This is a genomic window from Sporosarcina sp. AD_1 (genome assembly GCF_057373025.1).
Genome location: NZ_JBPVIR010000006.1, coordinates 300,430 through 320,006, shown reverse-complemented (window position 1 = coordinate 320,006; position 19,577 = coordinate 300,430). Strand labels below are relative to the sequence as shown.

Sequence of the window (19,577 nt, the reverse complement as noted above, 5' to 3'; positions counted from 1 at the left end):
AAAAGAATGGAGGAAATGCATGAGACATCGACTACTCATCCTGATTGGGTTTTGTTTTATCTTCATACTGGCAGGATGTGAAAAAAAACCGACGCCTGTAGAACGGCTTGAAGCTTATGTAGATCTTTGGAATAAACATGATTTTACGCAGATGTACAATCAGTTTTTGACGAATGAGACAAAACAGGAATTTGACACCGCCAATTTTATCGATCGCCAAGAGAAATTGATAAAGGATTTATCGATTGATGATCTGGAAGTCTCCTATACAAAACCGGATCAAGAAAAAGAATGGGACCCAAAAGAACCCGCAGCTTTCAACATTCAAGTGAAGATGGACACACTAGCTGGCCCTGTCTCCTTTGAGAAGAAGCTAGTTTTCATTCATGAAACACAAGACGAAGAAGAAAATTGGTTTGCCAAATGGGATCCGTCCTTCATTTTTCCCGAGCTTGATATAAAGGATACAGTAGGAATTGCAACAATTGAATCAAAACGTGGGGAAATTTTAGACCGCAATGATCAGCCTATCGCCATCAATGGCAAAGGTTTTGAAGTTGGCATTGTCCCCGGAAAATTTGATCATTCCAGAAAAGCAGAGTTCGCCAAATCGGTCGGGGTTTCACCAGAATTTATTGATAAGCAATTAAACCAAAGTTGGGTAAAGCCCGATTATTTCGTGCCGATTGCAAAAATGGCGAGAACGGATGCCAATCTGCTTGATTCACTCATTGCTATTCCTGGTGTCACTTACCAGAAGACGCCGATGCGTGAGTACCCTTATGGTGAAGCTCTTGCCCACCTTTCCGGCTATATCGGTAAAATTACGGCCGAACAGTTGGAGGAGAAAAAGGAGCAAGGCTACAAAGAGTCCGACCTGATCGGACGCCAAGGCCTCGAACGTTTGCTGGAAGACCGCCTGCGAGGGCAAGATGGAATCCGGATCTACATTAAAAAGCCTGATGTCGGGGCGGAGCCGGTTGTAATTGCAGAGAAGCCGGCCACTGATGGCGAGACTATTCACGTAACAATTGACGCAGAATTACAAAAGCTGATTTACGATTCGATGAAAGGCGAACCTGGCACGAGTGCAGCAGTAAATCCGAAAACAGGCGAAACGCTTGCTCTAGTCAGTTCGCCAAGTTTCGATCCCGCCCATTTTATGCTCGGCATGAGCGGAGAACGATACAAGCAATTGTCGGAAGATCCGTTGCAGCCATTATTTAATCGTTTTGCCGCTGCCTATGCACCTGGATCGACGATGAAACCGATTACGGCAGCTGTCGGAATGGAAGCTGGCACACTGAACCCTGCTGAAGGCATTGCCATTAATGGCCGCACTTGGCAAAAAGACGCTTCGTGGGGCAATTATAAAGTGTCACGTCTTCATCCCGAAGCACCGAACCCAATGGATTTGAAAAAGGCGCTCATCTATTCGGACAATATTTACTTTGCCCAGCAAGCATTGAAGATGGGACGCCAGTCATTCATTGACGGTGTGCATGAGTTTGGTTTTGGCGAGACCATGCCGTTTGCCCTGAACCTTTCAGCATCCCAAATTTCAAATGACGGTAAAATTAGCTCGGAAGGCCAGCTTGCCGACAGTTCGTTCGGACAAGGACAAATGCTGACGAACATCTTGCATCTTGCCTCTATGTATGAGGCCTTTCTGACAGATGGCGTGATTTATAAGCCAACGCTTTATGCCGAAGAGGAAAAGGGACAAATCTGGAAGAAAGATGTTCTTAGCGCAGAACATGCATCGATAATGCGATCGAATTTGCGGAGCGTCGTTGTGGACGGATTCGCACAAGCCGCCAATTTACCAGACATCCCGCTTGCAGGCAAGACCGGCACTGCCGAGTTGAAAGCGACCGGCGAAGGAAGAGGACAGGAAAACGGCTTTTTCGTTACCTATAATTCAGAGAATCCGACACTTCTCCTTACCATGATGATTGAACATGTCGAAGACAATGACGGCAGCGGTTATGTTGCTGCCATGGCAGCTGAAGTGTTTAAAGCATATCACGCTAAATTACAGTAGGACGGACGACCTTCCGAGTCGGCCGTTCCACTTCTTTTTGCAATTAAAACAGGCAGAGCGGATCTTTCTCATCCGACTCTGCCTGTTTGGCTACTGTTTATCTGTTTGGATTAATAAAAGAATCTGCCCTTTCGATCGGCCATTTGATGAGCCAAACGGATTGTGGAAACAGCTAAATCTGCATAAGATACTTCTTGTTTCGGATTAAGCTTATTGTCTTCCGCTTTCACAAGTCCTTTCGCATTGGCGATAGCGACATAGCCTGCAAACTCTTTCGAGATCTGGTCCTTATCCTCGAAGTCTACTTTATACAAATCAGTGTGCTCTGCTGCTTTCTCCAAACCGAGCACCTTGACATACCAGACCGCCAATTCCTCTCGCGTCATTGGCGCATCTACATCAAATGTGGCTTGGTCTGCATTAATCAGGCCAATGGACACAGCGTGTTCGATCGCTGGGTAAAGCGGGTGTTTCGGATCAATGTTTTCAAACGTCTGCTTGACTTCTTCCTGCCTGCCGAACCGTGTATCATAAAAATACGTCAGCGAGCTCATGATCACCCGCAGAGCCTCTCCCCTGGAGACAGCAGCATCCCCATTAAAAGCTTTTCCATCTTTCACTTCTAGGATATTGGCGCTGATTAAATAGTTTAATTCCTTTTCAGCCCACGGATGAGAAACAGTTACATCGCTTCGCATGCCATAGCGTTGCGTCCACTCACCTGTCAGCGCGTCAATTGTTCCAAATAGATTGTCATTGAACTTTGGAGTATAGACGAGATCGTAATGCTTGGATTCACCTTTTCTCATATAGTTCAATTCAACCGAAAGATTTTCCTTGTACTTAGCCAACGCCTCATCTTCAGCTACCGCTTTGGCAGGATCCGGCCATTCACTGAATTCGCTATAATCGCTGTAAATGGAGCTTAACGTCCCATCCGCATTAATTGCGACAAATAGCTGATCGCCCAGCACAGTAATTCCCTTTTCTACCCGCGGGAATGAAAATTGATAAATGCCGTTGCGCTCTTCAAATTGGCCATCCATTGTAGGCTTGGCATACAAATGTAGTTTCGACGGCATTAATTCCTTCAAATATCCGATAGCCGCTTCTTTCGCTTCTTGCTCAGAAATCGCATGACTCCAATCTTTTTCTTCTTCCTCCATTGTCCAGCTGTAGTCGCGCATCTCATAGTAGTTCAATAAATCTCCGGTCTTTTTGTCAAATTCCAAGCTGGAGCCAAACCCACCGTTGCGCGTCTCATACATATAATGGACACTGATGACTTCTGCGCCATTATAATTTGTCCGTTCATCAATTCCCTCGATCGTCAGCTTCCCTTTCGATTCTGACCCTTTCAGCAGCTGCTCTGCTAATTTCTTCGCCTCTTCAGGTGTCATATCTGACTCCCGGGGCTTTAACGGTTCGGTTACAATCCTTTCGACCTTTGATTTTGCAGGCGGCGCATCTCCAAAGCCTTTTATCGTCTCCCATTTGCCAGTCAGGGCATGAACATTAGAAATTCGTGGCGTATAAACGAGGCCGACTGTTCTTTCACCAGTCCGGTAATCCCAATTGACTTCATACTGCAGGTCGACAGCCAAATTCTCTTTGACCTGTTTCAGCACTTTTTCCTTGTCCAAGCTCCCCTCCGTCTTATCAAACGTCAAATCCTTGGGCTGGCTGGACATATAATAAAATTCGACTACATCTCCATTACCCAGGACCGTTACTTGGGCATTCTGATCGGCAACCGGTATCCCTCCCTTCAGCTTTTTGAAGGTAAATGTATAACGGACCGGTTCGGTCAGCTTTGTATTATAATAATAGTACGGTGATTCTTCCAGCTGAAAATCGTTTTCATCTAACATCTTTTTCACAAAAGACTTCGCAATTTCCTCTGCTTCGTCATTTGAGATCTTTGGAGGAAATAACGCTTCTGCTGCGTTAGGGGAACCAAAAGAAAAACTTTCCAATTTCAATTCCTCTCCTATAAAACTTACACTGGCGTAATATTCTTTACCGCCTTTAACGCCACTGAGAGACAAGTGAAACCTTTTCTGCTCATCTCCTCTGTAACTGCTGCCACTGTTCATATGAGATTCGCCGTTAGCTACATAATCCAGCTCAGGAAACAACGCTTTAAATTTTGTAATCAAATCTTGTTTAGTAACCGTTTGTGCGACCGCTTCTGCTGCTTGTCCAGTCGGATTTTCCTGTGCCGCCACTGCAGAAGTTAAAAGACTAAATGCCAATGCCGAAGATGATAGTGCCATTCCAATTTTTTTAAATTTCACAATTAGATCCCCCTGTATTTGGATGTCATTTTAACACTCCAATTTATGTCTATGTCCCGCGCTCCCCCAATATGCCTGATTTGCTATACTCCCCCTTCCCTTCATTCCGAAGCGGGCATTCCCTAATTTCTCATCCATTCAAAGCAACAGCTTTCAATGGATGAAATGGCACAAACTCATGCTCATGCCAACAATCACTTTCATTCATGTCAGAATTCATCCGCCACCCCAATTCCAAATACTGTTTCTAAAGGAAACAACATCTAATTGAATAGTACCATAAGCTATCATAAAAGAAACGAAATATAGTCATTTTAATAAACAATTCTTAAAATAGACAATGTCATCTCGTTTTTGGAGGATTCGAAAGGTCTTAGGAATGTTAATCGAGTACTTGGAGAGCATATACGAGCTGTCTTTCGATTAATCGAGCACTCACACGGCACATACGAGCTGTCTTTTAATTAATCGAGCACTCACACAAATATATGAGCTGTCTTTTTCTTATTCGAGCACTTGCGCTTCATATACGAGCACTTCAAAATTCACATGCAACTGCGTGATTCCAACTACACATACTTACTACTCCTAACAAATACGAGAAGAATCCATACACAACTATCTGGCCGCCAGCATGAAACAATTGACACTCGAACTTGCAACGGAATGCACCTGAATGAAAAGGATTTAATCTCTCACGAAATGCGCATCCTAACCATTGTGCATACATTAAAATAGGTTTACATTATTCAAATAGTGTTACATAGTAAAGAAATACTTAAGCCGGGAGGGATGCATTCATGCGAGATGCGGATGGACGTGAGAAAACCACTATTTCAGCGGAGGCTGCGCTTAGAGGCGAGTTAAAAGGGATCCGTAAGTATCTTCCGTTTCTTGGGCCTGCTTTCATTGCGGCCGTTGCGTATATTGATCCCGGTAATTTCGCTACGAATATTACGGCTGGGTCTACATACGGGTATTTGCTATTATGGGTCATTGCCGTTTCGAATTTGCTTGCTGTTTTAATTCAATCCTTGTCCGCCAAACTGGGGATTGCAACGGGGATGAATTTGCCGGAGGTGGCGAGGGAACGGTTCCCAAAGGGCGTTTCTGTTTTTCTGTGGATTCAGGCAGAGCTTGTAATCATTGCGACAGACTTGGCAGAATTTATAGGAGCCGCTTTAGGGCTTTATCTTTTATTTGGTATTCCCATGTTGCCAGCAGCGCTAATTACTGCGGTTGGCTCGTTTGTTATTTTAGAATTGCAGCGCCGTGGGTATCGCACGTTGGAGGCAGTTATTGCTGGTATGTTGTTCATTGTCGTGCTCGCCTTTGCGTTTCAAACATTTTTAGCCAGACCGGATATCGGAGAAGTTGTACAAGGTATTGTGACGCCTCGTTTTGATGGTGTTGACAGCATTTTATTAGCAGCGGGTATTCTCGGCGCAACCGTTATGCCGCATGCGATTTATCTCCACTCGTCATTGACGCAAAGACGGATTGTCGGGCGGAACGAAGAGGAGAAAAAGCGGATATTCCGGTTTGAGTTCATTGATATCATCATCGCCATGGTCATTGCAGGAGCCATCAATATGAGCATGCTCATCATTGCGGCCGCCCTTTTCTTTAAAAAAGGCGGAGTCGTGGAGGACTTGGACGTCGCTTTCACCCAACTGGGCGACACGATCGGGCCAGTTGCCGCTTTGTCCTTCGCACTTGGTCTTCTCATTGCAGGGCTGTCTAGTTCATCAGTTGGTACGATGTCCGGAGATGTCGTTATGCAAGGGTTTATCAACATGCGGATCAATTTATATCTTCGGAGAGCCATCACGATGATTCCTCCGCTTGCCATCATCATGTCTGGCGTCAATGCGACACATGCCCTTGTTATAAGCCAGGTGATTTTATCGTTCGGTATCGCATTTGCCCTTATTCCGCTTGTTATGTTCACTTCCAACAGACGAGTAATGGGCGGTTTGGTAAATCATAAGATCACTACTATCGCAGCTTGGGCTGTCGCTGTTGTTGTCATCTTCCTAAATCTTTTCCTGCTTTATGAAACAGTTTTTTAACATTAGCAGAAACTAAAAAGTGATCCATCCCAGTTATGAACTTAAGGATGGATCACTTTTTTTAAATACCATGATTTTCTTGAGATTGATGGATCGGCGCCTTAGCTCCGATTCCAGCAAGTTAATGAAATGCGGATCAAGACCGATTTTCTTTGCTAAGATGTATGCCTGCATTAGACTATTCACTGATAACTTTTCCATGGTTTCTCTCTATACACCCTTCTTGGATGGCTACCTTTGTGATTTACTTTATGTTATTAGGGAACCTGTTACTCGTCGTCCTCTTCTATCGTGCCTTTTCATCATTGATCATTTGCATGAGCACTTGATCCCAATATCGTTATTTCTTCGGCATGTTTTCCAGTTTCCCAACATACGAATTCCATGTCTCCATCACTTTTTCTAGCTTACTAAATATGTTATCATGAAATTAATTATATGAAAAATATAAAAAAACTATATTTTACATACTTTTATCATATACAGAAGAGGAGTGCCTGCCGATTGGATATTAGACAGCTACGTTATTTTATCGCGATCGTGGAAGAAGGTAAAATTTCGGCTGCAGCAGATCGACTTCATATTTCACAGCCGCCACTTAGTCAACAGTTAAAAAGTATGGAAGAGGAGCTTGATTCCCAGCTGATCATTCGCAAAGGGAAGCGCTTTGAAGTGACGGAAGCGGGAAAAGCCCTCTATACTTACGCGCTACAAGTGACGCGGTTGATGGAAGAGGCAGAAATGGAAGTGAAATCGGTTGGCAATGGAGCTAATGGAACCTTATCATTAGGCATTAATACGTTATCTTTGGCTGAATTGCCCGGGCTGCTTCAGCGTTTCCACATCCAATACCCAAAGGTTTACATGAAAATTAAACAAAACGAGTCCACTCATCTTTGCAAGCTAGTCAGAGATCGGGTCGTGGAACTCGCCATCATTCGGCTGCCGCTTGAAATTGGAGATCTTTCCGTTATTCATCTGCTCGAGGAACCTTTCTATTTCATTACTTCCGATCAATGCGAGCCCTTTGAAACAGAAGTGTCCCTTCAGGACATCAAGGAGTTCCCGCTACTTTTGCCAAGCAAGGAGGGCATGGGGCTTCATTACATCATATTAGAGGGGTTTTCACGCTTAGAATTGAAACCGAATATCATCGGTGAATGCTCCGATATATCTAGCTTATTGGATATGGTATCGTCGGGCCTTGGGGCTTCCATCGTTCCCGAAACGGTCTTGAAACGCCACCCCGAAAAATCGATTCGTGCTTATCAATTAACAAAACCGGACAATCTATTGGCACCTGTCGGCCTTGTGTGGTTAAAGAACCATTACTTGTCTAAAGCCGCACAACATTTTGTCGATATGATTCGAAAAGAATATTGTTAGCCGGTTTTTATTGGTGCAACACTATACCAACTGCCGCCAATTATTGAGGACTTGATTTCCTTTCAAATCCATGATAGATTGGAAAACGGAAAACTTGATAGCAAACATAACGTATAATCTCAATAATATGGTTTGAGAGTCTCTACCAGGAACCTTTAAATCCTGACTACAATGGAACATTTGTGGTCAGGATTTTTTATATTTTTCAGACCATTTAGGAGGGATGTTCATGGACTTTAGAGTATTACTATTAGCGGTATCCACAATAACAGTTGGGTTAGTCGAATTGGTGGTCGGGGGTATTTTACCGGTAATCGCAGAGGATTTAGGGGTTTCCATCGGCACAGCCGGCCAATTGATCACCGTTTTCGCGCTCGTTTATGCCATAGCAGGACCCGTCTTGCTTTCCTTGACGTCCAAAGTTGAACGCAAGAAATTGTATCTCATTACACTTTCCGTCTTCTTCGCCGGGAATGTCATGACATTTTTCAGTCCGACCTTCACAATGATGATGGTGGCACGAATTATTACAGCAATGAGTGCGGCACTCGTCATCGTTCTTTCCTTGACCATTACAGCCCGGATCGCTAAACCGGAAGTACGGGCAAAGTCGTTAGGCTATATTTATATGGGAATCAGCTCATCACTCGTGTTGGGGGTGCCATTAGGCATTCTCATTACCAATGCGTTTGGATGGAGAACCGTCTTTTTAGGCATTGCAATTCTGTCTGTCGGCTCGATCATGCTGATCTCCACCTATCTTGAAAAGATCCCGACTGGGGATGTGCAGCCGTTATCCGAGCAAATCAGGGCTCTTGCAAATAAAAAAATCGTTTTTGCCCATCTTGCAACGATGTTCATGCTGGCTGGCCACTACACTGTTTATGCGTATTTCACTCCATTTCTTGAAACGACGCTTCAGCTGAATCAATATTGGATCAGCATTTGCTATTTCCTTTTCGGCTTGGCGGCGGTGAGCGGAGGAGCATTCGGGGGCGCACTTGGGTCCCGGCTCGGTTCGAAGAAGAGTATTTTATTCATCTTGGGAACCTTCGCCATCAGCTTGTTCGTGCTCCCTTATTCAACTTTTTCGCTCCCAGTATTTATTGTCGTCATGATGATTTGGGGTGCTCTTAGCTGGGCCTTGGCACCCCCGCAACAGGATTACATCATCCAAACCGATCCGGTTTCCTCGGATATCCATCAAAGTTTTAACAACTCCGCTTTGCAAATCGGCATCGCGCTCGGCTCTGCAATCGGCGGTATGGTTCTTGGCCACACAGAATCCGTTGTCAGTACAGCGACAGCGGGATCAGGCATCGTGGTCATTGCATTTCTTTGCGCTGTCATTTCTTTATCCATGGCTGTGCCTGCAAAGAAAACGCACCATAAGCCAAACCAAGTCAGATATGAAGAAAGGTGAAGGGAGCCAGCCCCTTCACCTTTTATATTATAAGCTCTCTTTTGGCTGTTTCCAAAAAAGCACTAGCACGAGGCCGAGTAACAAGAAGATGGCTCCTGCGTAAAACGGATAGTCCAGATTGATATCAAAAAGCGCACCGCCCATAATCGGGCCAAAGATATTGCCGATACTCGTGAACATGGAGTTCATTCCCCCGACAAATCCTTGATCATTTCCTGCAATTTTAGATAAATACGAGGTGACGGCTGGCCGAATTAAATCAAAGCCGACAAAGACAATCATTGTGACGAATAGAATACTGTAATACGAATGGACGATCGTCATAAAATATACGAGCACCGCCGAGAAGAGCAGGCTCACAAAGATGACTCGAATCTCACCCATATACTTGGTCAATCGATCGAATAAGGCCACCTGCGCAATTGCCCCAACCAGACCTCCCCCGGTAATAATAATGGCAATGTCCTTTGGTGTAAATTGAAACTTGTGATCTACAAACAGGCTGAAAATCGATTCAAAGGAAGCCAATCCGAAAGACGAAATTAATATGACCATGAAGGCAATGAAATACATCGGAATGAAAATTTTTCGGAGTCCTGACTGTTGTGGACCCTCGACAACATCTTGTACCTGCCTTTCAGGTTCACGTAATAATACCATAGAGAATATGCCAGCAAAACAGGCAAGACCGGCCGCAAAGAAGAAAGGAACCCTTGTGCCGAAATCCGCAAGAAATCCGCCAATTCCCGGACCAATTATGAATCCCGTTGAGATGGCAGCTGACATATAGCCAAGCGCTTTTGCACGCATTTCCGTTGTCGTAATATCCGCAATAAAGGCAGTAACGGCAGGCATGATGAATGCAGCACTAACACCGCCAAGCATTCGGGAAATAAAGAGCACCAGCAAGGATTGTCCCATTCCAAATAACAGCTCTGATAAGCTGAAGATAAACAAACCGATGACAATCATCCGCTTCCTTCCGAATGTATCGGCCCAGCGTCCTGCTAGCGGAGACACTACTAATTGAGCTAAGGCAAAAACTGCCACCATATAACCGACGACCTTACCCGAAATATGTAACTCATTCATCAATGTCGGTAATACAGGAATGACGAGGCCAATTCCAAGGAAAGCGATAAATAGATTAATCAACAGGATTAGTAACGTAACTGTCGTTTTTTTCATAGATGACCTCTTTGTATTTTCTAAGTTTGTTGTCATGTCACTTTGTTATGTAACTGCTAGTTCATTATATCAATTCCGGGATGAACCGTCCCTTATCCTTCCTCATAACATAAAAAGGCACACAGCTGCCGTCGGTGCCTGTTGCAAATCGTCTCACGGTCTCCCTGGTTTTAGTACATCCATAGAAGCCGATTGACTGATCTGCAGGCAGGTCGCCGATTATGCTGTGGCCTGATTTTATCTTCCATTTACCTACACTTAACAGCCGCCATAGCCGCCGCCCCACCAAAAAGCAGCGCCTACAATGATCAATAAAATGAATAGGACAACGATTAAAGCGTAACCTCCACCGTATCCTCCTGTTCCTCCCTCAGCTCCGGACATATTGAAACACCTCCAAACGGTTGATGTACATATTGTATGTGTAATGGCAATCGTCTATCGTGACACAAACCCAAACTCGTTCATTTTTCTACGTTACCATAATCAAAATCAAGTTTAAAAAAGACACACGTGTCTGTGCCTATGCTTGTCAATAAAAGCCTCCTGCTCCAACTAAACGGGTGGACTTCTTACTGAAACTTTCATCCACAAGCTGGCCATCCGACACGTATGTCTTTACGAGATGATGACAGAGTGTACTGCCTCGTCCTAGATGCACGAGGAATTAATAGTACCCACCGCCCAAGAAAGCAGCACCAACAATAATCAACAGGATAAACAAGACTACGATCAAAGCGAAACCGCTACCGTAGCCGCCTCCTCCGCCTCCAGACATTCTACAACACCTCCTTTGCAGGGGATAGTGATAGTGTATGTGGCTGATTCGATTTGGCAACTGACAATTCCCTATATTTTTTGCATGTTTTCTATTGTGTTGCGGCGGCCTAATGGTTGAACTGGCAGCAACGCCGATTTATAAAACGCCATCTAGTTTGTCCGCCCCTCTATTGCTACAACGGACTCATATACTGATATATATGTGACGGAAATGGGGTGAATAGAAATGTCTACTTTTGAGCATCATCATGCCATGTGCAACCGCTATGTGGGCAGAGCGGTCGTTATCGGGACGCGAGATGGACAAACACATAGAGGCGTCATTCAAGGGGTTCGCAACAATAAAGTTTATTTGCAGCCACTTGGCAATCAGCGAAACTCAAGAGGCATCGGATTTGGCTTCGGATTTGGATACGGCGGAGGGTGGGCCTTCGGATGGGGAATTGCTATTGGTTCAATTGTTACACTAGCGCTTCTTCCCTTCTTCTTTTTCTAATTACGCAGCGCCAGAGCCGCAAAAGCTCCTGGCGCTTATTCTATATAGACAGGAAACGTTTGAAATCATTCCTTTTAGGCAATCCCATAAAATAAGGAATCCTTTATTCCGATTGATTCAATGCGGCGTCCACTCAATACATAAGGAGGGTTTTCCTTGAAGAAAATAATAACAGGCTACCTTCACGCTTCATTGATTCTAAAAATCACAATCGCTCTCATACTTGGGATAATCGCTGGATTTCTTTTAGGAGACAACGCCTCTGTTCTTGCTCCGTTCGGTGATCTTCTTCTTCGTTTATTGACATTTTTGATCATCCCCTTAATTCTCTTCACGCTCATTGTCGGGGTCAATCAAACAAACATCAGTAATCTGGGGCGAATGGGAACCAAAGTCTTTGTATACTATACATTCAGTTCAGCAGTAGCTATTGGAGTCGGTCTGGCAGTAGCCAGCCTGTTCCATCCTGGTACAGGTATGGAGCTGACCGGAAATGAAACGTTTGATGTGCCTGAAAATCCGGGCATCGTAAAGGTTCTGCTCAATATTGTCCCTTCCAATATAGTGACGGCTTTTTCGGAAATGAACCTGCTTGGGATCATTTTTACTGCACTCGCTTTTGGTATTGCCATTTCAGCTATGCGTTCCACACCGAAATTAAGCGAACACGGCGAGATGCTGCTGAAAGTATTCAATGCGTTAAATGAAGCATCGATGATCATATTAAAAGCGATTCTCCAGTATGTGCCGATTGGCGTATTTGCCATTATGGCGAACACAGTAGGAAGCCAAGGGATCAAAACGCTTGTATCGCTCAGTGGCTTGATTGGCGTTTTTTACATTGCTCTTCTCGCTCATACTGTGCTGTATATCCTGTTTATGCTCTTGTTCGGCGTGAATCCGCTGCACTTTTTCAAATATGCCAGAACTCCAATGCTCACTGCATTTGTGACGCAAAGCAGTGCTGGTACACTTCCCCTGACGTTAAATGCAGCGAATCATATGGGGGTATCCAAAAGTCTTTATAGTTTCAGTTTGCCACTTGGCGCTACGGTCAATATGGACGGAGCGGCGATTCGGATTGCCGTCTCCACTGTCTTCGCAGCCAATGTGACCGGGCATCCGCTTAGTCTTACTGATATGCTGATGGTTGTTTTGATTGGAACTCTCGCTTCGATTGGAACGGCTGGTGTCCCTGGTGCCGGCATCGTCATGATCGCTACAGTGTTTGTGCAGCTTGGTCTGCCGATGGAAGCTGTCGCTTTGCTGACGTCCATTGATGCCTTAATTGGCATGGGTGCAACCGCTTTGAATATTACCGGCGATTTAGTCGGGACCCGTGTGATTGATCAGCATGAAAGAGGACGACAAAGAAAATCGCTTGGACATCCATTATGATGACCGGCGATTTTTTTGTGGTTGCATCTTATATTTCGGCATGTCCGCGAACTTGACAGAAGACCAGTTGCCGGAGTTATTCGAGCGGTTCGGAGAGGATACGAGTGGTTACCGGAGTTATTCGAGCGGTTCAGAAGAGGATACGAGTGGTTACCGGAGTTATTCGAGCGGTTCAGAAGAGGATACGAGTGGTTGCCGGCGTTATTCGAGCGGTTGCCATGAACATACTAGCACTCGCCAGCTTCTTCGCGTACTTTCCATAAACGGGTTTACCACCGAATCTCGAACGTTTACCACCGACCCGGATTTTTACCACCGACCCTCAGACGTTTTCCACCGTCTCTTAGACGTTTTCCACCAACTCTCAGACATTTACCACCGTTTCTCAGACATTTACCACCGACCCTCAGACGTTTACCACCGACCCGGACTTTCACGAGCACCCACCAACTTATTGAGTACTCTTCATGAACTTACATATACTCGCCTGACTTCCCCTGGCCTAGAACTTAACGACTAAACTCAATCGACTCCTTATTCAATCACAAGCTTTCAACACGCGGGTTACAGAAAACTATTGCATTCGCCAGCAAAAACTTTTAGTGTGTTAATGTATTATTAATTTCCCATACTACAATTGCATAGTTCGACCTACTACATAGAAGGAGTGGTACGATTGGGTTCCTACATACGAGTGTTCCATGGCACGGCCTTTACGAGCAAGTCGCCGAAGGAAGTGGCGGTTTGGAAAGATTGCTTATTTTGCATTGAGGAGAACGGGTTGATTGCCAAAATCGTTCAGCCGAGTGATGCGGAGTATGCGGAGCTGCTTGAAACATATGAGCAGACGGATGTATTCCAGCGTCTTGAGGAAGGGACCTATTTACTGCCAGGATTTGTGGACTTGCATGTGCATGCGCCTCAATGGATCCAGGCGGGAACGGCGCTTGATATTCCGTTGAGTGATTGGCTTCAGACATATACCTTCCCGTCCGAGGCAAAGTTTGCGGATGTGGATTTTGCAAGAAAGGTGTATGCGGATGTGGTCGATACGCTGCTGGCAAATGGGACGACAACTGCTCTCTATTTTGCGACGGTCCATAAAGAAGCGAGTCTCGCGCTGGCGGAAATTTGCGTGCAGAAAGGACAGCGCGGCCTGGTTGGCAAGGTCGTGGCAGATAACGTAGATCAGACGCCCGATTTTTATCGGGATCACGATACAGCGATCGCACTCCAGGAAACAGAGGAATTCATTGTTGCCGTGAAGGAACTCGCGAAACAAGCGAAGCAAGGGGTCTATCCAGTTGTAACTCCCCGGTTTATTCCGAGCTGCACAGACGAGGCGTTGCAAGGGCTTGGCAAATTGGCCGAGAAATATGATACGCATATTCAATCTCATTGCAGCGAGAGTGACTGGGCGCACGGGTATGTGCAAGAGCGGTTTGGCATGAATGACGCCAAAGCATTGCATGGCTTCGGCTTGCTTAGAGAGAAATCGGTCATGGCGCACTCCAATTTCTTAACAGATGAGGATGCCCGCTTGTTTGCCAAAAACGGCAGTGCCATCGCACATTGCCCGGTCTCCAACGCCTATTTTGCTAACAGTGTCCTGCCACTTGCCCGTTTCATGGATATGGGCGTAGAAATCGGCTTGGGCTCTGATATTTCTGGCGGTTTCTCTCCTAGCTTGTATGACAATGCACGCCAGGCTGTTATGTCGTCCAGAATGCTGGAAGATGGAGTAGACACGGGGCTGCCAGCGGTAAAACGTGGAGTACCGAATTCCCGTATTACGTTGAACGAGGCATTTTATTTGGCCACTGCAGGAGGAGGAGAAAGCCTCAGCCTACCGGTTGGCCGTTTGGAAAAAGGTTACGCGTGGGATGTTCAGCTAGTTGATACGAAAAAAGAATCGGCCCGGCTGCCGCTTTACGATCCCGAGGAAAGCGATTTGGATATCTTCCAAAAGATTATTTACTTGGCAAGACCGGAAAACATCCGCGAAGTATGGGTTCAAGGCGAGAAGGTTCACAGCCGAAAGTAAGTGACATAGCAAAAGCGAGGAAAGCTCCATTTTCCTCGCTTTTTCATATGCTGCAATCTTAAATTACTGCCTCATAATATGTCTTCCACCGTAAACGATCCGCTCGATTTCCCCGCTATCATTTTCGATGAATTGCAGAATATCCGATTGATCCTCCAATCCCATAAATACATTCTTCCCAATGCACCGAAGCGGACAGAAGAACCCATTGGACTCCACGCCAAATTGGCCATCCCGCAAAGCAATTTCCACATTCATTCCTTCGCCGGAAATATAAACCCCTTCAAATTTCCGAAGTTCTTGCTCCGTCACTTGCACGGTGTCATACGTGAAAGGGGACGCATCATAGGAACGCCCTTCCACTTTATTCAAGGCATCCATCAACAGGTCGCCGGCTTCCACATCCGCCACATTCGTCAAAATGACGCCGGACAGCTTCTTATCTGGAATGGCTACCATGTAAGAGGAGACCCCTTTCAATCCGCCTCCATGGCTGATGAGCTTAGATCCGAAGTAGTCCGGAATGACGCGCAGGCCATACCCGTAGCATTTGCCCGGTTCATATTCCACGTGGGGCGTCATCATCTGCTCAATGCTTTCCTTGGATAAAATACGAACGCCATCAACTACCCCTTCGTTCATATACATCTCGAGATACCGGAGAATATCATGCGCTGTTGATTTCAAATAACCGACCGCACGCATCGAAGGCGCGTCCCACCAAAGCGGCGCTTCATATACATGGGATCCGTCCTTCGCTTTCATATACAGCGTTGTCACATCATTCAGTTCGTCCAAACGCTTCATATTAAAGAAACTGCGGGTCATGCCTGCCGGAATCAACACATTTTCTTCAATAAAGGATTCATACGTCTGGCCGCTCGCACGTGCAATAATGACGCCGAGCAAACCGTAGGAATCATTGGAATAGCTATAGTACTCGCCAGGCGCGCCAAGCCATTTGAAATCATCATTCGCCATGAACGCAAGCATTTCATCGTACGTTTCGATATGCGGCCCTGGATTATTTAACAAGTCCAGTCCGTAATCCTTCGCGGACGGGTCCGCCTCAATGCTGTTTTTTCGGGCATACACATGCGTCGCGAGCGGTGGATAGCCCGCTGTATGCGTCATGAGATGGTGGATTGTGATTTGATCCGCCTGCTCACTCGAGCCTTTCAGTTCCGGTAAATACGTGACAATCAAATCACGGACGGATAGCTTCCCTTCTTCCTGAAGTTTCATAATACCGGCACATGTGAACGATTTCGTCATTGATGCGATGCCGAACACCGTGTCAGCTGTAACAGGCAATTGTGCCTCCACATTCCGGAACCCGAACCCTTTTTCAAAAACAGATTCACCGTCCCGTTTGATGCCCAGCATCGCCCCAGGAACCAACCCCTTATCAACCCACTCCGCGGCATGCTGTTCCATTGATGTTTCGGTAACTGTCTCTTTCATATCCATTCCCCCATTATGTTGTCATGCATGAATAAATGCTCTTGCCGATTTGCGCTATCGTTTTCTGCGCCCGCCGCTCATCGGTTTCTTCTGAAAGGATCGTGATCGCCACGGCTCGCTTTCCTGCGTACAAAATCGCCGTTTCATGTGTTATCCCCTCGACATTACCCGTCTTGCTCGCTGCTTCCCAATCGCTTATGGAACCGACCACGGTTTGCTGAGGAGCTGGCAATAAAGACGTAAAACCATTGGACAGCTGCTGTTGCTTCATGATGCGTATCATTTGCTGGCTCGCATGCAGCGAGACGCATTCCCCTTTTGCCATCAGGCGGAGGACGGCTGTCATATCCAGCGCGGTTACGCAATTGGTGGCTTTGCGGTCAACAGGTACAATCATCAACTTGTGGTGGATCTCACTCTGCGTCATGCCGAATTCTCCCATGACCGCTTGGATCCGCTCCATTCCCACCAAGTCAATCAACATATTCGTCGCCGTATTATCACTTTGAATCATCATCAAAGTGACCAGATCATAAACAGGCAGTTTGATGCCAGGTGACATATGCTGCAAAACGCCGCAGCCGCCGACTTGATCTTCCGCTTCCAAGGGCAGTCGATCACGTAGCCGGAGCTCGCCTTTCTCTGCCAGCTTAAACACCGCCGCCATAATCGGAACTTTAATCAGGCTCGCTGCATAGAATGGCCGGTCACCTTGCAAGATGAATGTTGAGCCATTTGTTATCTCTTCGGCCGCCACAGCCCAGTTTCCTTCAGCCTCCCCGATGCAGCTTTCAATCGCTTTCTGCAACCCTTCCATGGCCTTCCCCCTCACTCAATCAATGGACTAATGAAGCCCGCAAAGACGATATCCCGTTTTCTACATATCCCTTCAAGCAGGTGAGCATATACACCCAGCCTTCTTTTTGGCCGAGCATTTTAGCAATGAGATGGGGATCTTCCTCAGAAAGCCCCGCCTCTTCCACTGTCACTAAAGTTGTTTGATCCCCCAGATCTTCTATGCTAATTGTTACTGTTGTCTCCTGGCCTTCCTCACCCCAAACAAACCGGATCTTTCGCGGTTCCTCCACTTCCTTGACATGCACTTTGCCTTCCGCATTGTACTCCTCATATCGCCAAATGATCGTCTCTCCGGGTGCCATTCGATGACTTCCCGAAGAAAACCAAAAGTGAGACATTTGGCCGGGGTTCACAAGTGCTTCAAATACATCTTCAGGACGTTTATGCATCTTCATCTTCGTGACGATTCTCGTATCCATTTCAATTCTCCTTTACTCGTTACCGATATGCTTCAACGCTTCCCGACGGCTTAGTGGTTTCAGCTCGTTTTCATTAACAAATGTCCTCACCGTAACAGGATCTGTTTTCGCATACTCCCGCAGCACCCAGCCAATCGCTTTCTGAATGAAAAACTCACCCGAATCGGCATGCTGGAGAATGATTTTGAACAATAAATCCGTATCCGTGTCCTCTTTGAATTTCAATTGATGCAAAATGGCGGAACGGTTGACCCACATATTATCTGCATCCAACCACTTCAACATCATCCGTTCTCCGAGCGCTCGATCCTTCTTCACGATATGGCCGACAAATGCCGGCGCAATCGCATCGACACTATCCCACCACGATTTCGTTTCAATGAACTCCCGCAAAGTCGAATAATCTTCAACCGTCAAATGCTTCCTCATTTTTTCGATCAAGCCGATAGCAGCATACTGATACTCCCGTTCCGGCATGTTATATAACTTCCACGCTTCAACAAACAACGCATCTGGCTCAGGCAAATCGTATTCCGCGAACTGCTCCCGCATCAGCTCTTTCCGTAACGGGCTTTTTATTCCCAAGAACGGGAAGTGATTCTTCATATACGCTTCCATCGGTCGTGCCAGCTCTTCATTCCGTTGCGCTTCAAATTTTTCAATGACCCCTTTATGGTCCCATGGCTTCTTCATCTTTTCCCCTCCTCCATCAATTCGTCGATTGATGTGCCTCAAGCATTTTCTTTAAATAGGCGGCTGATTCGCCTTTCGGAATACTGAGGCTGTTCCATTCATCCCCTTTGATTTGCTTGCCAATGAACATAATCTGTCCTACATGGGCAGCGTAATGGGCCATTTGCCGCTCGATCGCATCGATAGCGGAATGAATCTGCCCCCGAATTCGGACCTTCGCCAGCAAATCTTCTTCTCTCAATTCGGCAAGTGTCTTGAAAAACACTCCCCATCCATCTTCCCAAACGTTCAGCAACTCTTCCCGGGATAGGCGGGCTTCGACGAATTCGGCCTCCCGATTACGGCTCGCCTTCTCCCCATCTGTCGTCAAGAAATCAGTCCACCGTGAAATCATATTTCCCGCTATATGCTGCATGAGAATGGCGATACTGTTAGAAGTATCATTGATTGTCCAATAGAAATCCTCTTTGTCTAGCTGTTGAAATGTCTTTTCCGCCTGGTCTTTTAATGTCGCAAAACGTTCTTGGATTACCCGTAAATATTCTGTACCGATTGACATGTTGTTTTCCTCCTTCAATTTCATTCTGCATCCACCTTAGTGATGACCGGCTCCTCATAGGACAAAATATCAACGATGATATCATGGCAACCGAGCATGTAATGGACGAGCGGTTTGTTATATAACTCCTTTGCAACATTATGTTCCTCATGAAAATAATCAAGTAAAGTAGACTGATCGTAAATACGGAAATCATCACCGCGGAACGTATTATAGTCATTCCAACGAGTATAATCCTCCACCGTCACCATATAAGTCACATAATAAGGAAAATCAATATAATACGTCGTGACATCGCCATCCGGGTGAGGATGCAATAGCAAATCAACCTTCTCTCGGCTCCGATTAACAACAATCCGAAGGTTAACACCGCTTTCCGGAGCCCGCAGCGCTTGTTCAAATGTAAGATAGTATCCTGAGTCTTTTATGAAATCTTCAAATCTCATGGAATCCCCA

Annotated in this window: 19 protein-coding genes and 1 riboswitch; of the genes, 8 read left to right on the top strand and 11 right to left on the bottom strand. The window is 45.9% G+C overall.

Annotation, left to right across the window (positions count from 1 at the left end; translation table 11 throughout):
- The first annotated feature begins 19 nt into the window (after positions 1-19).
- Positions 20-2,044, top strand: a complete 2,025-nt coding sequence (locus ACSW3C_RS13980; RefSeq protein WP_486563335.1) for a penicillin-binding transpeptidase domain-containing protein — start codon at positions 20-22, stop codon at positions 2,042-2,044.
- 110 nt (positions 2,045-2,154) lie between these two features.
- On the opposite strand, the gene ACSW3C_RS13975 is transcribed toward ACSW3C_RS13980, so the two are convergent.
- Complete coding sequence (locus ACSW3C_RS13975; protein ID WP_486563334.1) at positions 2,155-4,341, bottom strand: S-layer homology domain-containing protein; 2,187 nt, start codon at positions 4,339-4,341, stop codon at positions 2,155-2,157.
- Positions 4,342-5,141: 800 nt separating this feature from the next.
- Here ACSW3C_RS13975 and ACSW3C_RS13970 point away from each other — a divergent pair.
- Positions 5,142-6,413 carry an Nramp family divalent metal transporter gene (locus ACSW3C_RS13970; protein ID WP_486563333.1) on the top strand — a complete coding sequence of 424 codons (1,272 nt, stop codon included), beginning with the start codon at positions 5,142-5,144 and terminating at the stop codon, positions 6,411-6,413.
- Positions 6,414-6,446: 33 nt separating this feature from the next.
- On the opposite strand, the gene sda is transcribed toward ACSW3C_RS13970, so the two are convergent.
- Positions 6,447-6,614, bottom strand: a complete 168-nt coding sequence (gene sda / locus ACSW3C_RS13965; protein WP_238083432.1) for a sporulation histidine kinase inhibitor Sda — start codon at positions 6,612-6,614, stop codon at positions 6,447-6,449.
- A gap of 303 nt (positions 6,615-6,917) precedes the next feature.
- Here sda and ACSW3C_RS13960 point away from each other — a divergent pair, with 303 nt between their 5' ends.
- Together ACSW3C_RS13960 and ACSW3C_RS13955 are read left to right on the top strand one after the other, a co-directional pair.
- Positions 6,918-7,799: a LysR family transcriptional regulator gene (locus tag ACSW3C_RS13960; protein WP_486563332.1), complete on the top strand. Its 882-nt coding sequence runs from the start codon at positions 6,918-6,920 to the stop codon at positions 7,797-7,799.
- An 89-nt stretch (positions 7,800-7,888) separates the two neighbouring features.
- Positions 7,889-7,988: riboswitch (purine riboswitch) on the top strand.
- 40 nt (positions 7,989-8,028) lie between these two features.
- A complete protein-coding gene (locus tag ACSW3C_RS13955) occupies positions 8,029-9,222 on the top strand; it encodes an MFS transporter (RefSeq protein ID WP_486563331.1) in 1,194 nt (397 codons plus the stop codon).
- A gap of 27 nt (positions 9,223-9,249) precedes the next feature.
- Here the strand turns inward: ACSW3C_RS13955 and norA are convergent, their stop codons facing one another.
- From norA to ACSW3C_RS13940, 3 genes are all read right to left on the bottom strand, one after another.
- Positions 9,250-10,410 (bottom strand): multidrug efflux MFS transporter NorA, encoded by a 1,161-nt coding sequence (gene norA / locus ACSW3C_RS13950; RefSeq protein WP_486563329.1) that lies wholly within the window; start codon positions 10,408-10,410, stop codon positions 9,250-9,252.
- A 258-nt stretch (positions 10,411-10,668) separates the two neighbouring features.
- On the bottom strand, positions 10,669-10,794 hold the full coding sequence (locus ACSW3C_RS13945) for a YjcZ family sporulation protein (protein ID WP_486563327.1): 126 nt from the start codon (positions 10,792-10,794) through the stop codon (positions 10,669-10,671).
- A gap of 283 nt (positions 10,795-11,077) precedes the next feature.
- The gene (locus tag ACSW3C_RS13940) at positions 11,078-11,188 is read right to left on the bottom strand and encodes a YjcZ family sporulation protein (protein ID WP_184212006.1); all 111 of its coding nucleotides are present in this window, start codon (positions 11,186-11,188) and stop codon (positions 11,078-11,080) included.
- Positions 11,189-11,416: 228 nt separating this feature from the next.
- Here ACSW3C_RS13940 and ACSW3C_RS13935 point away from each other — a divergent pair, with 228 nt between their 5' ends.
- The 4 genes from ACSW3C_RS13935 (at position 11,417) to guaD (ending at position 15,128) form a co-directional block, all read left to right on the top strand.
- Positions 11,417-11,686 carry a hypothetical protein gene (locus ACSW3C_RS13935; protein ID WP_486563326.1) on the top strand — a complete coding sequence of 90 codons (270 nt, stop codon included), beginning with the start codon at positions 11,417-11,419 and terminating at the stop codon, positions 11,684-11,686.
- A gap of 156 nt (positions 11,687-11,842) precedes the next feature.
- Positions 11,843-13,084: a dicarboxylate/amino acid:cation symporter gene (locus ACSW3C_RS13930; RefSeq protein ID WP_486563324.1), complete on the top strand. Its 1,242-nt coding sequence runs from the start codon at positions 11,843-11,845 to the stop codon at positions 13,082-13,084.
- 104 nt (positions 13,085-13,188) lie between these two features.
- Positions 13,189-13,347, top strand: a complete 159-nt coding sequence (locus ACSW3C_RS13925) for a hypothetical protein (protein WP_486563322.1) — start codon at positions 13,189-13,191, stop codon at positions 13,345-13,347.
- Positions 13,348-13,760: 413 nt separating this feature from the next.
- Entirely contained in the window at positions 13,761-15,128 is a 1,368-nt protein-coding gene (gene guaD / locus ACSW3C_RS13920) for a guanine deaminase (RefSeq protein WP_486563320.1), read from the top strand.
- 63 nt (positions 15,129-15,191) lie between these two features.
- Here the strand turns inward: guaD and ACSW3C_RS13915 are convergent, their stop codons facing one another.
- From ACSW3C_RS13915 to ACSW3C_RS13890, 6 genes are read right to left on the bottom strand one after another with little or no spacing between them, the layout of a single operon-like run.
- The gene (locus ACSW3C_RS13915) at positions 15,192-16,592 is read right to left on the bottom strand and encodes a serine hydrolase domain-containing protein (RefSeq protein ID WP_486563318.1); all 1,401 of its coding nucleotides are present in this window, start codon (positions 16,590-16,592) and stop codon (positions 15,192-15,194) included.
- Between the two features lie 13 nt (positions 16,593-16,605).
- Entirely contained in the window at positions 16,606-17,409 is an 804-nt protein-coding gene (locus ACSW3C_RS13910; protein ID WP_486563317.1) for a serine hydrolase, read from the bottom strand.
- Positions 17,410-17,428: 19 nt separating this feature from the next.
- A complete protein-coding gene (locus ACSW3C_RS13905; RefSeq protein ID WP_486563315.1) occupies positions 17,429-17,869 on the bottom strand; it encodes an SRPBCC family protein in 441 nt (146 codons plus the stop codon).
- 12 nt (positions 17,870-17,881) lie between these two features.
- Positions 17,882-18,562 carry a DNA alkylation repair protein gene (locus ACSW3C_RS13900; protein WP_486563314.1) on the bottom strand — a complete coding sequence of 227 codons (681 nt, stop codon included), beginning with the start codon at positions 18,560-18,562 and terminating at the stop codon, positions 17,882-17,884.
- 16 nt (positions 18,563-18,578) lie between these two features.
- On the bottom strand, positions 18,579-19,121 hold the full coding sequence (locus ACSW3C_RS13895; protein ID WP_486563312.1) for a DUF1572 family protein: 543 nt from the start codon (positions 19,119-19,121) through the stop codon (positions 18,579-18,581).
- A 20-nt stretch (positions 19,122-19,141) separates the two neighbouring features.
- Positions 19,142-19,567 carry a hypothetical protein gene (locus ACSW3C_RS13890; protein WP_486563311.1) on the bottom strand — a complete coding sequence of 142 codons (426 nt, stop codon included), beginning with the start codon at positions 19,565-19,567 and terminating at the stop codon, positions 19,142-19,144.
- Positions 19,568-19,577: the final 10 nt, after the last annotated feature.